Here is a 14,952-nt window from a genome sequence, read left to right on the forward strand (position 1 = left end):
GGAACGATGAGGAGGGAAGTGGCGGCATATGTGCATCGCCGCTGGTAAAACCGCACCTTGCCATGGGCAAGGCGGGCGGAATGCGCGCGTCTTGCCTAAGGCCGATCGCCGATGGTCAATCGACTACTGTCACTGGAACAAGCACCCACGAGTCACTCCATATCATTGATAACGGGGGACAGTCTAGCCAGTGGGGCCGCTTTGGTCAACTGAAGCTCTCTTCAGGAAGCCGCCGCGTCGTCCCCGCCAATGCGGGGACGCTGAAGGCGACTGGTGCAAACTTAATGGGTGGCGCCGGTGGCGTCGGCATGGGCATGCTCGCCGCCGCTGCCACCGAAAAAGCGCGCGGCGCGCTTGCCGAGGCTGTCGAGGTAGGTGTAGGCGACGGGCACCACCACCAGCGTCAGCAAGGTCGAGGTAATCACGCCGCCGATGACGGCGCGGCCCATGGGCGCCTGCGATTCGCCGCCGTCGCCCATGCCGATGGCCATCGGCAGCATGCCGAAGACCATCGCCAGGGTCGTCATCAGGATGGGGCGCAAGCGCACTTGTCCCGCTTCCATCAGCGCTTCGAACTGCCCCAGTCCTTCGCGCTGGCGCTGATTGGTGAAGTCGACCAGCAAAATCGCATTCTTGGTGACCAGGCCCATCAGCATGATGAAGCCGATCACGGAGAAGATGTTCAGGGTGCTGCCCGTGATCAGGAGGGCCAGCAGGACGCCGATCAGGGACAGCGGCAGCGACACCATGATGGCGATCGGCTGCAAAAAGCTGCCGAACTGCGACGTCAGCACCAGGTAGATGAAGATCACGGCAATGCCCAGCGCCATCATCGCGCCACCCATGGTCTCGGCCATCTGCTGCGCATTGCCGGCCACGTCGAAGCGCACGCCGGGCGGCAGGTCGATGGACTTGATGGCTTTCTGCACGTCGGCATCGACGTCGCCGGCAGGGCGACCCTGCACGCCCGCATAGATGGCGACGCGGCGCTGCAAGGCCTGGCGTTTCAGCACCTGCGGGCTGGACGACGGCACGAACTCGACCACCTGGCGCAGCGGAATCATGATTGGCTTGCCATTCGCATCGAGCTTGCTCGACGCCAGCGACAGGTCGGCCAGGTCGGCCACCTTTTGCCGGCCCGACTTGGGCAGCTGCACGTTGACGTCGTAGTTTTGCCCGTCGGACGCCAGCCAGTGGCTGACCGTGTCGCCCGCGACGAATGGACGCAGGGCATTGCCGATCTGCTGCACCGACAAGCCCAGGTCGCTGGCCAGTTCGTTGTTGATCTTCACGGTGGTCGACGGATTGGCGCCTTCCTGGCTGTATTCCATGTCGGCCAGGCCCTTGATGGAGCGCATCTTGTCCATCAGGCGGTGCGCCACTGCATCGAGCTTGCCTTCGTCCGTGCCCAGGATGGCGATGAAGATGGGGCGGTTGCCCACCGACAGGGTGATGCCGGCTATCGGCGCCAGGCGTTCGCGGATCAGTTTTTCCAGTTCCTGCTGCGAGCGGCGCTTGTGCGTCTTGATGTCCGTCAGCTTCAGGTTCACCTCGGCCGCGTTGCGTCCATCGGGCGTGCCGATATTGGCCACCAGGCTGTCGATTTCGGGGAACTCCTTCAGCGCCGTTTCGATCTGGCGTACCTTGGAATCCGTGTATTCGAGGCTGGAGCCGACGGGCGTCTTGAAGCGCAGGTTGACCCAGCCCTGGTCCGTTTCCGGGAACATCTCGCCGCCGATCATCGGCACGAGCATCAGGCTGCCCGCGAACAGCGCCACGGCCGTGGCCAGGGTGGTCTTGCGCCAGCGCAGGGCCACTTTCAATACCTTGCCATACCAGACGTGCAGGTGGTCGATGCCCGTCTCTAACCAGGCCATGAAGCGGCCCAGCCACGGCGCGTATTTGAAGCGGTCCTTGACGGGGTCGCGCCAGACGGACGACAGCATGGGGTCGAGCGTGAAGCTGACGAACAGCGACACCAGCACGGCCACCGCCACGGTGATACCGAACTGCAGGAAGAAGCGGCCGATGATGCCGTCCATGAAGGCGACGGGCACGAACACGGCGACGATGGCGAACGTGGTGGCCATCACGGCCAGGCCGATTTCATTGGTGCCGTCGTTGGCCGCCTTGTAGTGGTTCTTGCCCATGCCCAGGTGGCGCACGATGTTTTCGCGCACCACGATGGCGTCGTCGATCAACAGGCCGATGCACAATGACAGCGCCATCAGGGTCAAAAAGTTCAGGGTAAAGCCGAAGGCCTTCATGGCGATGAAGCTGGCCAGCACGGAGATCGGCAGGGTCAAGCCCGTGATGATGGTCGAGCGCCACGAGTGCAGGAACAGGAAGACGATCACCATGGTCAGCACGGCGCCTTCGATGATGGTGCGCTTGACGTTATTGAGCTGGCTTTGCACGCGTTCCGACTCGTCGTCCAGCACGCGCAGCTGGATATCGGGCGGCAGGGTCTTTTGCAGGTCCGCCGCCACTTTCAGGATGCCGGTGCCCACTTCCACCACGTTGGCATCTTGCACCTTGGTGATTTCCATGGTTACGGCTTGCTGGCCGTTCATGCGCGAGATCGACAGTTCTTCCTGTTCGCCGTCGACCACGGTGGCCACCTGGTCCAGGTAGACGGGGCCGACGGCGCGGCGCGCCACGATGATCTTGCCGAATTCGCGCGCATCCTTGATCTTGCCTTCCACGCGCACCAGTTGTTCGGCTGCGCCATGGCTGATGGAGCCGGCCGGCAGGTTGGTATTCGTCGCCTGGATGGCGCGGATCACTTCATCGACGCCGATGCCCTGGGCATTGAGTTCGATCGGCTTCATGCTGATGAGGATCTGGCGCGCGCGCAAGCCGCGCAGCTTGACTTGTCCCACGCCGGCCACGCCTTGGAAGCGCTTGCTGATGATCTGCTCCGTCATGGTCGACAGCGAGCGCAGGTCATGCCCGGTCGAGGTCAGCACGATGGTGGCGATGGGACGCTCGTTGTCGCCTTCTGCTCGGGCGATGAACGGATCCTTGGCTTCCTTCGGGAAGCGCGGGCGCACCAGTGCCACCTTGTCGCGCAAGTCCTGCATGGCCTTGTCCATATTGGTCGACAGCTCGAATTCCAGGTAGACGCCGGCGCGTCCTTCCCAGGAGTTGGCGCGGATGGTCTTGATGCCGCTGACGGTGTTGACGGCATCCTCGATGGGGCGCGTGATGTCGTTTTCCACGGCTTCTGGCGAGGCACCCGGGTAGTTCACTTCAATGGCGGCGAACGGGAACTGCACGCTGGGCATGCTTTCCACGCCCAGGCCCCGGTAGGAGAAGATGCCCAGCACCACCAGCGCCACCATGACCATGGTGGCGAAGACGGGGTTTTGAATACTGACTTTGGTCATCCACATGGCTTAATCCTTCCCTGCCAGCACGGCCGCCGGTGCTGCGGGGGCGGTGGCTGGCGCGGCGAAGGTCACGCCGTGGCCCGGTTTCACGCCATCGAGCTTGGCGACGATGACTTTGGCGCCCGGCACCAGGCCGGACGTCACTTCCGCATAACCTTCATCCTCGTTGCGCAAGCCCAGGGTGACGGGCTGCGCGACCACCTTGTTATTGACCAGCGCGTACACCACGGGGCCCTGTTTTTCATTGCGCACGGCCGTCAACGGCACCAGCGGCGCCACGGGCGAGCGCTCGGTAACGATGCTGCCCTTGGCGAACATGCCGCCGCGCAGCGCGCCATCGCCATTGTCGACGGCGATGTAGACCAGCATGGCGCGCGAGTCGCTCTCGGTGGTGGGGTTGATGCGCGTGACCTTGCCGGCAAAGTCGCGCGCGCCGAAGCCGTCGACCTTGAAGTGCACGTCCTGGCCCAGCTTGATACGGGGAATCTCCGCGCTGGGCACGGGCGCTTCCAGGGTCAGCTGGGCCAGGTTGACGATGGTGTAGACGGGCATGTCGGGCGAGACTTTTTCGCCAGCCTGCAGGTGGCGCTTGCTGACGATGCCGGCCATGGGCGCGCGGATCACCGTGTCGGCCAGCGCGATGCGGGCGATATCGAGCATGGCGGCGGCGGACTTGACGTTGGCACGCGCCAGGTCGACCGAGTTTTGCGTCGTGTCGTAGGCTGTCTGCGAAATGTATTTCTGCTTGAGCAGCGCCTGGCTGTTCGCTTCATTCTTGGCCGCCATGGACAGGCGCGCCTGCGCTTCGTCCAGCATGGCTTGCTGCTGCGTCAGGCGGGCGCGTAAGTCGGCCGCATCCAGGCGCACGAGGATTTGTCCATTGGCCACTTGCTGGCCTTCCTGCAAGGTCGTGTCCTCAATGACGCCGGAGACCTTGGCCTTGATGGTGGCCTGGGTCACGGGCGCCAGCGAACCGGACAGGGGCAGGCTGATGGCCAGCGCGCGCGCATCGATGGCGGCCACGTCGCTCTGCGCCAGTTCATGCACGGGCGTCTTGGCCTGCTCCTTCTTCTTGCTCGCTTGCAATTCGGCAGCCTTGGCGGCTTGCTGCTTCGATTGCATGACGGTCCATCCGCCGCCGGCCAGGCCCAGTACGACGAGGATCAGCACGGGGGTGCGCCAGCGCCGGCGGCGCGTGGCGGCAAGGGGAGAGGCGGAGGGCAAGGTCTCGTTTTTCATAGTTTTTTAGTCAGGAGCGGCGCAGGGGCTCGGCGCCAGGTCTCGGTGCGGACCCGGCCTGTCGCTGGCCGGGGGGAATTCGGGTAGCGCATCACCGTGGCGGCCGCAGGCAGCACGCCTGCCGCTGCGGCCGTTCACGGCGATGCGCATGTTGCCACTTTAGGAAGATTCAAGTCCGGCCGCCATCGCCGTGCGACAGATTGCACAAAATCGGGGCTGGAATGCAAAAAACGGCGACCAAAGACAATTGCCAGCCTGGACGCCGCGCATGTCACGATGCTTGCGCATCCTCAAGAAGCCGATTCGCCAGCGCGCAAGAATGGTCGGGATGGTTGCGCCACCGGACAGGCCATACGCCCGCCGGTTGCCGTGCGGCCGCGCCACGGGGGGCCTGATGTCTGATCGGATTGTCGGAGCCGCGCCGTCGCCGGGGCGCCTGCTTGCCGCAGCCGAACCACAGGCCGGGCCGGCCGGCAAGGCACTGGACTTGCTGTCCATCATTGTGGCTGCCGTCGAACAGGCGCCTGGGCTGGCCGTGCGCGGCATCGACCGCGACGGCATTGTGCGCTACTGGAGCACCGGCGCGGTGCGCCTGTATGGCGTGGCAGCGGAACTGGCACTGGGCCAGCCGTGGGCCAGGGTGGCCGCCTCGCTGCCGGACGCCGCCAGCCTGGCCGAGCAAGTCTCCGGCGAACTGGCGACCGTGTGGGAGAGTGGCAAGGCGCGCAGCACACGCCTGTGGAAGCTGGACCCCGATGGCGCCGCGCCGCGCTGCATCTGTTCCACCGTGTTTCCTGTCATGCAGTCCGGAAGAGTGCGGCAAGTGGTCTGCATCGATGTCGACATCACGGCCAGCGGCCAGGATGGCGCCGCACAGGGCACCGTGCTGCCGATGGGCGACAATTTTCGCCAGTTGTACGACAAGTCCGCCGACGCCATCGTCATGCTGCGCGACGAGTACATCGCCGAGGCCAATCCGGCCGCTATTGCCCTGTTTCAATGCGAAGACCGGCCACGGTTGCTGGGGCGCCGCCTCAGCGACTTTTCGCCCTTGCGCCAGCCCGATGGCGAATTGTCATCGTTGCGCGGCAGGCAGCTGTCGGCGCAGGCCCACGCCGACGGCAACTGCCGCTATGACTGGCACTATCAGACATGCGCGGGCGAGCTGTTCTGGAGCGAAGTGCTGCTGACTTCCGTCACGCTCGACCATACCTATCTGTTTTACGCCGTGATCCGCGATATTTCCTCGCGTAAACTGGCCGAGCGGGCCTTGTATCTGTCGATGCAGGTCATCGAGCATGCAAGTGTCGCCATCGTCGTGATGGATCCGCAGCAACGCGTCGTCAGCATGAATCCCGCTTACAGCGAGATCAGCGGCTACAGCCCGGACGACATGCTGGGCAAGCCCTTGATCCTGCACGGCGTGGTACCGGAGGCGCCCGCGTTTTTCGACCACGTGTGGGACGAAGTTGACGCCAACGGTTATTGGCAAGGCGATATCGTGGGCCCGCGCAAGGAGGGGGGCGCTATCCGGCCTGGCTGTCGCTGACGGCCATCCGCGACAGCCAGGGGCAGTTGAGCAATTACCTGGCCATACTCAGCGATATCAGCGAACGCAAGAAAAACGAGGAGCACACGCGCCACCTGGCCGAGCACGATTTCCTCACCGACTTGCCGAACCGGGTGCTGCTGCTGGACCGGCTGTCACTGGCGCTGGCGGCTGCGCGGCGCAAGCTGAGCATGCTGGCCATCCTGTACCTGGACCTCGACCATTTCAAGCACATCAATGACAGCATGGGCCACCATGTGGGCGATTTGTTGCTCAAGGAAGTGGCGCGGCGCCTGGTACGCTGCGTGCGCGGCGTCGATACCGTCAGCCGGCATGGCGGCGACGAGTTCGTCATCATCCTGGCCGAGGTGGGCGGCATCGACCAGGTGGCCCATGTGGCGTCCAGCCTGCTGCATGCCGTCACACAGCCCTATCAACTGGGCGAATATGAACTGCATGTGTCGACCTCGATCGGCGTGGCCATCTTTCCCAGCGATGGCGACAGCATCGACACGCTGGTGCACAACGCCGACATTGCGATGTACCACGCCAAGGAAAGAGGGCGCAACAATTTCCAGTTTTTCAATGCCGAGATGAATGCGCAAATCGTCGAGCGGGCCAGCCTGGAGCAAGGCTTGCGCGCCGCGCTGGACCGCGATGAACTCGTGCTGGAGTTCCAGCCCGCGCTCGATATCGCCAGCGGGAAGATACTCGGCGCCGAGGCCCTGTTGCGCTGGCGCCACCCGCAACTGGGCGTGCTGGCGCCCGAGCGCTTCATCGCCGTGGCAGAGGAGTGCGGCTTGATGGTGTCGATAGGCAACTGGGTGCTGCGCCACGCCTGCTTGCGCGCGCGCGCCTGGCAAGATGCGGGCCAGGCCTGGCGCGTGGCCGTGAATCTGTCGCCGACGCAATGCCTGCACAATAATTTATTGCTCAGCGTGCAAGATGCGCTCGCCGTGTCGGGTTTGCCTGCCGCCTGCCTGGAACTGGAAGTGACGGAAGCGCTGCTGATGAAGGGCGGCGCGCGTCTGGCCGGCGTGCTGGCGCAGCTGCGCGCGCTGGGCGCCAGGCTGGCCATCGACGACTTCGGCACCGGCTATTCGCGCCTGGCCAATCTGCGCCATTATCCGGTGGATAAACTCAAGATCGATCCATCCTTCCTGCCCGCTGCGGCCGGCGAGTCTGACACGGCCGTCGCCGCCACCATCATCGCCATGGCGCGCGAGCTGCAATTGACGGTGATTGCCGAAGGCGTGGAAACGGCGCAGCAGCTGGCCTATCTGCGGGCGCAGGGCTGCCAGCAATACCAGGGGCGCTATGCCAGCGCGCAAGTCGAGGGCAGTGCGCTGGCGACGTTGTTACATTAGTTATTGCATTAATCAATGTTTCCCAACAACTTGATGCGCGCCAGCACCTGGCCATGGTCGGATGCGTGCGGCAGGCCCAGCAGCAAATGGTCGTTCAGGCAGCGCACTTCCTGCACCACGCCGATGGCGCGCGGCGAGGCGGCGTGGAAGTGTTCGGACACGAGAATGTGGTCGATCGTCATGTAGGCGCTGTCGTGGATATTCGTGTAGCCCACGTGGCGCAAGGCATCCTGGCGCAACTGGATGGCGTTGGCGTCATACAGGCGCGCGCGCATTTCCATGCCAGGTTCGCACGGCGCGCCCGCCCCCATGACGATGGACGTGGTGACGGCATTGGCGATATCGTTGAAGTCGCCCAGCACGATGCGGGGACGGCCGCTGTGGCCCAGTTCGCTTGCCAGCACGCGCAGGGCCACCGCTTCCGCGCCGCGCCGCTGCAGCGAACGCAGGTTGGCCAGCGCGTAGGCGGCGTCGCTGCCGTCGCCATGGCGGTAGTCGGGCCGGCGCGACTTCAAGTGCACCACCACCACGTCGGTGAGTTGGCCGCCAGGCAAGTGCACCTGCACATGCAGGGGCGCGCGGGCGAAGCGGCAGGCGTTGTCATCGGCGGCATGGCTGTCGGCGGGCACGCTCACGCCGGCCGGGAAATTCGTCCATGCAACACCGGCGCCGGCCAGCGGCAGCCGCGACACCAGCGCCACCGTGGGCAGCATGCGTCCTGCCGCATCCATCGCATCGTAGCCGGCCAGGGTGGCGTCGCGATAGTGGCGCGTGCGCGACAGCACGTCGCGCAGGGCCGCTTGCGAGAAAATTTCCTGGAAACCGATCACGTCGGCTCCGAGCAGGTCGATTTGCCGCGCCGTCCACTCCGCCTTGGCCTCGTATTGCGCCGGGTTCAACGGTTCCAGGTTGTCATACAATTTCACCCCGGCCGGGGCCAGGTTGCAGACATTGAAGGTGGCAAAGCGGATTTCTTCCTGCATAATTAGTACTCCTCACTGAACGATCAGCGTATCACGCATGGCTAAAAAAGAGCATATTTCCGAAACCCAGGCGACGCAGATGCTGCGCAAGCATCAAGTTTCCTTTGAAGAACACCCATATCCCTACGAGGAGCACGGCGGCACCAGCGTCTCGGCGCGCGAGCTGGGGGTGCCGGAACACGCGGTGATCAAGACCCTGGTGATGCAGGACGAGGCGGCGCGGCCGATGATCGTGCTCATGCATGGTGATTGCAAGGTGTCGACCAAGAACCTGGCGCGTGGCATCGGCTGCAAGTCCGTCGAGCCCTGCAAGCCCGAGGTGGCGCAGCGCCATTCCGGCTACATGATAGGCGGCACCTCGCCCTTCGGCACCAGGAAGGCCATGCCCGTCTACGTGGAAGCGTCGATCCTGGAATTGCCGCGTATCTACATCAATGGCGGGCGGCGCGGTTTTCTCGTCTCGCTGGCGCCGCAGGTGCTGCTCGATTTACTGAACGCCAAGCCGGTGCAGTGCGCCCTGCAAGATTAAGAAATCGGCACGCCGCCCTGTCGCTGGACTGGGCGCTGGTGTATATTCTGCTGCGCCAGCCTCGATGCTGGTGCAATAAACACAATAAAGGGAAGAAATGAATCCAGTAATCACAACCGTGGCAATGACAGTGGCCGCTTACTTGCTCGGCTCGATATCGTTTGCCGTGGTGATGAGCAAGGTCTACGGCATTGCCGATCCGCGCACCTATGGCTCGAAAAATCCGGGCGCCACCAACGTGCTGCGCAGCGGCAACAAGGGCGCCGCCATCATGACCCTGCTGGGCGATGGCGCCAAGGGCTGGCTGGCCGTCTTCCTGGCCGACCATTTTGCCAGCGCGCTGGGCGTGGGCGACACGGCCGTGGCGCTGGTGGCCATCGCCGTTTTCCTCGGCCATCTGTGGCCCGTGTTCTTCCGCTTCGTCGGCGGCAAGGGCGTGGCCACGGCCCTCGGCGTGTTGCTCGGTATTAATCCATGGCTGGGCCTGGCGACCCTGGCCACCTGGCTGATCATCGCCTACGCCTTCCGCTATTCTTCGCTGGCGGCCCTGGTGGCTGCCCTGTTCGCGCCGTTTTACTATGGCTTGCTGTTTGGCGTTGATCCCATCTTGCTGGCCGTCATCGTCATGAGCGTGCTGCTGGCTTACCGCCACAGCCAGAACATCGCGAACTTGCTCTCTGGCAAAGAAAGCAAGATCGGCGGCAAGAAGGACGCGGCCAAGGCCGCTGGCAAGAAAAAGTAAGCGCTTGATTTCCCGCGGCCCGCACGCATATGCTGTGCTTGCGGCGCCGCGCGGTGCGGCCGCCACCGACTCGCGCAAAGGCTGCCCACCATGACTGTTTCCAGCACTCCCACTCCCATCCGTATCGACTTCGTTTCCGACGTTTCCTGTCCCTGGTGCGTGGTCGGCCTGAAATCACTGGAGCAGGCGCTGGACAAGCTGCAAGACACCGTCCAGGCCGAGATCCACTTCCAGCCCTTCGAGCTGAACGCCAATATGCCGCCTGAAGGCGAGGATGTCGGCGAACACATCGCCCGCAAATACGGCTCCACTCCGGAACAGATGGCGCAATCGCGCGAAGCGATCCGCGCGCGCGGCGAACAGCTGGGCTTTACCTTTGCCATGGACAAGCGCGGCCGCATCTACAATACCTTCGATGCGCACCGTTTGCTGCACTGGGCCGAGATTGAAGGGCGCCAGAAGGCACTCAAGATGGCCCTGTTCGACGCCTATTTCACGCAGGGCCAGAATCCGTCCTCGCACGAAGTGTTGCTGGCCGTGGCCGGCAAGGTGGGGCTCGATACCGTGCAAGCGGCCGAGGTGCTGGCCTCCGATGCCTACGCCGACGAGGTGCGCGCGCAAGAGCAGTTCTACCAGCAAAACGGCATCAACTCGGTGCCCGCCGTCATCATCAACGAGCGCCACCTGATTTCCGGCGGCCAGCCGCCCGAGGTGTTTGAGCAAGCCTTGCGCCAGATCATCAGCGGCGGCTGAACGGGGCGCCAATGGCGCGCGCCATGGCAGACTTTTTGCGCTACACTCGGCGCAGAAGGAGGATAGTCAAATGCCAACAGCCAGCTGGAATGGTGTCGTCATCGCGCAAGCGGCCGACGATCAGGTGCAAATCGTTGAAAACAATGTGTATTTTCCTTTAGCTGCGGTGATGCAGGACTACCTGCGTCCCAGCAGCCACACGACCATCTGCCCATGGAAGGGCACGGCCAGCTATTACGACCTCGTTGTCGATGGCCAGACAAATGCCAACGCGGCCTGGTATTACCCCCAGCCCAAGGATGCTGCCAAACAAATTGCCGGCTACGTCGCCTTCTGGCGCGGCGTGAGCGTCGAGCGCTGACGCTTTTCATCCTCAATAAAAATCAACAGAAAGCAGACGATGGATTTACGCCTCGCCGTGTACCAACTCGCCTCGGCCCATGCGCTCGATGCTCAACAAACCCGGCAATTGCAGGAAGTGGCCGGCTTCCAGCGCGAACCCGCGCGCCTGGCCTACTGGCTGCCGCGCGGCGTGGCCGTGCTGGGTGCCGCGTTGCTGGGAATGGGCCTGATCTGCTGGGTCGCCGCCAACTGGGAAGAGCTGGGCCGCATGGGCCGTTTTGCCCTCTTGCAAGGCGTGTTTGCCGCCGCCTGCGTGGGCGCGTTCGTCGTGCCCAAGGCGCGCGTGCCCTTGCTGCTGCTGGCCTTGCTGGGCATCGGCGGCCTGTTCGCGTATTTCGGCCAGACTTACCAGACAGGCGCCGATCCGTGGCAGCTGTTCGCCTTGTGGGCCGCGCTGGCCTTGCCCCTGTGCCTGGTGGCGCGCAGCGATGTGCTGTGGACGCCGTGGATGCTGATTTTTTCGACGGCCGCCGCCCTGTGGATGCAGGCGCATGCGCACCACAGCTGGCGCATCGATTCAAGCGATCTGAGCATTTTCGTCAGCGGCTGGCTGGCCGTGTTGCTGGCCTGTGCGTTTGTCTCGCCCCTGCTGGCGCGCTGGACGGGCGCCGGCAGCTGGGCCTTGCGCCTGGGCTTGGTGCTCGCCACCGTCCTCATCACGGGCACGGCCGTCAGCGCCTTGTTCGGCAGCAATATCGAGTCACCGTACTGGGCGGGACTGGGCTTGCTGGCCATCGCCGGCGTCCTGCTGGCCACGCGCCAGTTCTTTGACGTATTCGGCCTGAGCGCCGTCGCGCTGGGCCTGAACACCTTGCTGGTGGGCGGCCTGGCGCGCGTGCTGCTCAATGGCGGCAATGGCGATGGTGTCGGCAGGCTGGTGATGCTGGGCTTGTTTGCCGCCGTGCTGCTGGCGCTGACCGTGCAAGGCATACTGTGGCGCACGCGCCAGGAGGCAGCATGAGCAATAGCAACAGTCAGCGAGCCGATGCGCTCGCCACCCTGATCGACGACGCCACGCGCGCCGGCTTGCTGCCGCCCGGCGCTGCCCGGCCGGCGCAGGATATCCGGCCGTGGCCGTTGGTGCTGATGACGGCCTTCGGCGCCTGGCTGGCCACCATTCCCCTGATGATTGCGCTGGGCGTTGGCCTGGAAAGCGTGGTGCGCCACGGTCCAGGTGCCTACGTCGTGGCGGGCATCGTGCTGGTGGCGTCCGTGCTACTGATCCGCATGCGCGGCGTGGCCTTGTTTGTCGAGCAACTGGCCGTGCCCTGCCTGCTGGTGGGCGGCGGCTTGCTCGGCTATGCCCTGTTCCGCGACTATGCCGCGCAGACGGCCTCGCTGTTGCTGTGCCTGGCGTGCCTGATCGTGGCCGCTGCCCTGCCGCGCGATTGGCTGCGCGTGCTGCTGGGGTTGCTCGCCTGTGGCTTGCTGGCTCTGGGCATCGTCGATAGCGGACGCGACTGGCTTTTCGAGAACGACCCAACGCAACTGTATCTGGCCTGGATGCTGGCCCTGGCATGCTGGCTGGGCGCGCACTGGCTGCAGAAGCAGGCCTTCAACGATGGCCGCGGCGCGCCCGTCGCCGCCTTCCTGGAATCGCTGTCGACGGGCTGGGTCCTGGCCATCTTGCTGGGTCTGGTCTTCTGGTCCGGCATGACCTTCATGCTGGGCGCCAGCGTGGGCGGTGGCTTTGTCGGCGAAGTGACGCGCGAAGTGACGCGGCAGCAAGGCGCTGCCTGGTATGCGCAGGCGTTGAATGCGGTCTCGCTGGTGCTGGCCGTGGCCGCCGCCGCCTGGACGGGATGGCGCTGGCCGGCATTGCGCCAGTTGCCCGCCATCGGCGTGGCGCTGGTGCTGGTCGTGCTGGCCTGGTTCATGCCGGCGCTGGGGCCCGTGCTGCTGATCCTCGCGTATTGTTTGACAAGCGCGCGCACACGCGTGGCCGTGGCGGCCGCGCTGGCGGCGGCGTGGATCGTCGGCAGCTTTTATTACCAGCTGGCCTGGCCGTTGGCCAGCAAGGCGGCGTTGCTGGCCGTGGCCGGCGCCCTGCTGTGCGCGCTATCGTGGCTGGCCACGCGTGGCGCGGTGCTGCATCTGGTGGAAAGCCAGCCGGCGGCCGCGCCGGCGGAAAGCCGCGCCGCGCGCCTGGGCGTGCTGGGAGGATTGCTGCTGGTGTTGCTGGTCGCCAATGGCGGCATCTGGCAAAAAGAGCAGCTGATTGCCAAGGGCGAGCCTGTGTTCGTCGAGCTGGCGCCTGTCGATCCCCGTTCGCTGATGCAGGGCGACTACATGCGCCTCAATTTTCAGGGCCTCGGCGTCCTCAGCACCCTGGCCAGTGTGGACAGGGCGCCCGGCCGGCCCCTGGTGGTGGCCAGGCGCGATGCGCGCGGGGTCGCCGAGCTGCTGCGCCCGTACACCAAAGAGGCGCTGGCGCCCGGGGAATTCCTGCTCGAACTGACGCCGAAGGATGGGAACTGGGTGCTGGTCAGCGATGCCTGGTTCTTCAAGGAAGGCGAAGCGGCGCGCTGGGAAAAAGCCCGCTATGGCGAGTTCCGCGTGCTGCCCGATGGCCGCGCCTTGCTGGTGGGCATGCGCGGCCCGGAACTGGAGAAGCTGTAGCGCAAGTAGTCGTGCAAAAGCGCGCCAGGGCGTCCATCCTGTAAAATTGCCCGATGGATAATATTACGCATTCGGTCATCGGCCTCGGGGTCGGTGAACTGCTACACCGCTGCTTGCCGCCCGAGCCGCAAGCCCCCGCCCAGCGCACCCGGCGCGCGCTGTTTCTGTTTACGGCCTGGTTTGCCAGCAACGCGCCCGACCTGGACCTGGTGCTTACCCGGTTGCTGCCGCGCCCGTTCGGCTACATGTTGCACCACCGCGGCCACACGCATACCTTGCTGCTGGCCTTGCCGCAGGCGCTGCTGTTGCTGGCCCTGCTATGGCTGCTGTGGCCCGGCGCGCGCCGCCTGCTGAAGGACAGCGTGCCCGCCCGGCTGGGCCTGGCGGCCTGCTTGCTGCTGGGATTCTGCTTGCACATGGGTATGGATTTCCTCAATTCCTATGGCTTGCACCCGTTTTATCCGTTTGACAGCCGCTGGCTGTATGGCGACATGGTTTTCATTGTCGAACCCATGTTCTGGGTGCTGCTGGGCGTGCCCGTGATCATGTCCTTGCGCTACGGCATCGTCAAAAGCGTGCTGCTGGCCGCGCTGGCGGCGGCCCTGTGTTTCTTTACCTATACATCCTACTTGGCGCCCGCCTCGCTGGCTGTCCTGCTGGGGCTGGGCCTGGTGCTGGCCGTGTTGCAAGCACGGGCCGGCGAGCGGGGACGGGGAGCGCTGCTGCTGGCTTTCGCGCTGGCTGCCACTTTTATCGGCACGCAGGGCGTGGCCTCGGCCATCGGCCGTACGCGCATCGAGGCGGCCGTGCAGCGGCTCGACCCCGGCACCCGCGTGTGGGATGTGGCGATGACGGCGTTTCCCAGCCATCCCCTGTGCTGGATCTATGTCTCGCTCGACGGCAAGACGGACGCCTACACCTTGCGGCGCGGCACCCTGAGCCTGCTGCCCGAATCGCTGGCGCCCGCCGCTTGCCCGGCCGGGCTGGCCGAGACGGGCAAGCAAGGACAGCAACTGGCGCCCGGTATTGCCGTGTCCGCGCAGGCGGCAGGCAGCCTGGCCGCCTTGCGCGCCTTGCAGGAAAACAATTGCTTTGTCGACGCCTGGTTCCGCTTTGCCCGCATGCCCAGGTTGAATGCGGACAAGTTGACGGACGTGCGTTTCAATCCCGGCATGTTGCCCAATTTTACGACCGTGGAACTGCAGCAGTTCCGTAGCCGGCCATGCCCCGCCTATGTGCCGGGCTGGAATCGCCCCCGCGCCAACATGCTGGCGCTGCCGAAATAGAGAAGGGATGTATTGCTCTTAGGAAAAAATATTGCATGTGGGCCTGCTTCGCCGTGGCCCAGCATGCGACACTAGCAATTCAGCATGAATG

12 protein-coding genes are annotated in these 14,952 nt (G+C 64.7%); 9 read left to right on the top strand and 3 right to left on the bottom strand.

Going from position 1 to position 14,952, the window contains the following annotated elements:
• Positions 1-281 precede the first annotated feature (281 nt).
• Positions 282-3,395: an efflux RND transporter permease subunit gene (locus tag CSZ94_RS06740; RefSeq protein ID WP_102120805.1), complete on the bottom strand. Its 3,114-nt coding sequence runs from the start codon at positions 3,393-3,395 to the stop codon at positions 282-284.
• A gap of 3 nt (positions 3,396-3,398) precedes the next feature.
• Positions 3,399-4,631 carry an efflux RND transporter periplasmic adaptor subunit gene (locus CSZ94_RS06745; RefSeq protein WP_102120806.1) on the bottom strand — a complete coding sequence of 411 codons (1,233 nt, stop codon included), beginning with the start codon at positions 4,629-4,631 and terminating at the stop codon, positions 3,399-3,401.
• 394 nt (positions 4,632-5,025) lie between these two features.
• On the opposite strand from CSZ94_RS06745, the gene CSZ94_RS06750 reads away from it, so the two are divergent.
• Entirely contained in the window at positions 5,026-6,180 is a 1,155-nt protein-coding gene (locus CSZ94_RS06750; protein WP_180977384.1) for a PAS domain-containing protein, read from the top strand.
• Positions 6,117-7,547 carry a putative bifunctional diguanylate cyclase/phosphodiesterase gene (locus CSZ94_RS06755; protein WP_102120808.1) on the top strand — a complete coding sequence of 477 codons (1,431 nt, stop codon included), beginning with the start codon at positions 6,117-6,119 and terminating at the stop codon, positions 7,545-7,547. Before CSZ94_RS06750 ends, CSZ94_RS06755 begins: the two co-directional genes overlap by 64 nt.
• An 8-nt stretch (positions 7,548-7,555) precedes the next feature.
• Here CSZ94_RS06755 and CSZ94_RS06760 read toward each other — a convergent pair whose 3' ends face one another.
• Positions 7,556-8,530 (bottom strand): endonuclease/exonuclease/phosphatase family protein, encoded by a 975-nt coding sequence (locus CSZ94_RS06760; RefSeq protein ID WP_102120809.1) that lies wholly within the window; start codon positions 8,528-8,530, stop codon positions 7,556-7,558.
• Positions 8,531-8,567: 37 nt separating this feature from the next.
• Between CSZ94_RS06760 and ybaK the strand changes: the two genes are divergently transcribed.
• From ybaK to CSZ94_RS06795, 7 genes are all read left to right on the top strand, one after another.
• Positions 8,568-9,059, top strand: coding sequence for a Cys-tRNA(Pro) deacylase (ybaK, locus tag CSZ94_RS06765; protein ID WP_102120810.1), 492 nt, complete (start codon positions 8,568-8,570; stop codon positions 9,057-9,059).
• Between the two features lie 97 nt (positions 9,060-9,156).
• Positions 9,157-9,801, top strand: a complete 645-nt coding sequence (gene plsY, locus CSZ94_RS06770) for a glycerol-3-phosphate 1-O-acyltransferase PlsY (protein WP_243136053.1) — start codon at positions 9,157-9,159, stop codon at positions 9,799-9,801.
• Between the two features lie 90 nt (positions 9,802-9,891).
• On the top strand, positions 9,892-10,554 hold the full coding sequence (locus CSZ94_RS06775; protein ID WP_102120811.1) for a DsbA family oxidoreductase: 663 nt from the start codon (positions 9,892-9,894) through the stop codon (positions 10,552-10,554).
• Positions 10,555-10,624: 70 nt separating this feature from the next.
• Positions 10,625-10,915: a DUF427 domain-containing protein gene (locus CSZ94_RS06780; RefSeq protein ID WP_102120812.1), complete on the top strand. Its 291-nt coding sequence runs from the start codon at positions 10,625-10,627 to the stop codon at positions 10,913-10,915.
• 39 nt (positions 10,916-10,954) lie between these two features.
• On the top strand, positions 10,955-11,917 hold the full coding sequence (locus CSZ94_RS06785; RefSeq protein WP_102120813.1) for a DUF2157 domain-containing protein: 963 nt from the start codon (positions 10,955-10,957) through the stop codon (positions 11,915-11,917).
• Positions 11,914-13,575, top strand: a complete 1,662-nt coding sequence (locus CSZ94_RS06790; RefSeq protein WP_102120814.1) for a GDYXXLXY domain-containing protein — start codon at positions 11,914-11,916, stop codon at positions 13,573-13,575. Before CSZ94_RS06785 ends, CSZ94_RS06790 begins: the two co-directional genes overlap by 4 nt.
• A 53-nt stretch (positions 13,576-13,628) precedes the next feature.
• On the top strand, positions 13,629-14,861 hold the full coding sequence (locus CSZ94_RS06795) for a metal-dependent hydrolase (protein WP_102120815.1): 1,233 nt from the start codon (positions 13,629-13,631) through the stop codon (positions 14,859-14,861).
• Positions 14,862-14,952 lie beyond the last annotated feature (91 nt).

This window comes from Janthinobacterium sp. ROICE36 (genome assembly GCF_002869965.1).
Classification (GTDB): domain Bacteria; phylum Pseudomonadota; class Gammaproteobacteria; order Burkholderiales; family Burkholderiaceae_D; genus Janthinobacterium.

Excerpts from the sequence above, each read along its gene's own strand:
- CSZ94_RS06790 (WP_102120814.1), top strand. The coding sequence starts at position 11,914 with ATGAGCAATAGCAACAGTCAGCGAGCCGATGCGCTCGCCACCCTGATC.
- CSZ94_RS06750 (WP_180977384.1), top strand. The coding sequence starts at position 5,026 with ATGTCTGATCGGATTGTCGGAGCCGCGCCGTCGCCGGGGCGCCTGCTT.
- ybaK (WP_102120810.1), top strand. The coding sequence starts at position 8,568 with ATGGCTAAAAAAGAGCATATTTCCGAAACCCAGGCGACGCAGATGCTG.
- CSZ94_RS06740 (WP_102120805.1), bottom strand. The coding sequence starts at position 3,395 with ATGTGGATGACCAAAGTCAGTATTCAAAACCCCGTCTTCGCCACCATG.
- CSZ94_RS06775 (WP_102120811.1), top strand. The coding sequence starts at position 9,892 with ATGACTGTTTCCAGCACTCCCACTCCCATCCGTATCGACTTCGTTTCC.
- CSZ94_RS06760 (WP_102120809.1), bottom strand. The coding sequence starts at position 8,530 with ATGCAGGAAGAAATCCGCTTTGCCACCTTCAATGTCTGCAACCTGGCC.
- plsY (WP_243136053.1), top strand. The coding sequence starts at position 9,157 with ATGAATCCAGTAATCACAACCGTGGCAATGACAGTGGCCGCTTACTTG.
- CSZ94_RS06745 (WP_102120806.1), bottom strand. The coding sequence starts at position 4,631 with ATGAAAAACGAGACCTTGCCCTCCGCCTCTCCCCTTGCCGCCACGCGC.
- CSZ94_RS06780 (WP_102120812.1), top strand. The coding sequence starts at position 10,625 with ATGCCAACAGCCAGCTGGAATGGTGTCGTCATCGCGCAAGCGGCCGAC.
- CSZ94_RS06795 (WP_102120815.1), top strand. The coding sequence starts at position 13,629 with ATGGATAATATTACGCATTCGGTCATCGGCCTCGGGGTCGGTGAACTG.
- CSZ94_RS06785 (WP_102120813.1), top strand. The coding sequence starts at position 10,955 with ATGGATTTACGCCTCGCCGTGTACCAACTCGCCTCGGCCCATGCGCTC.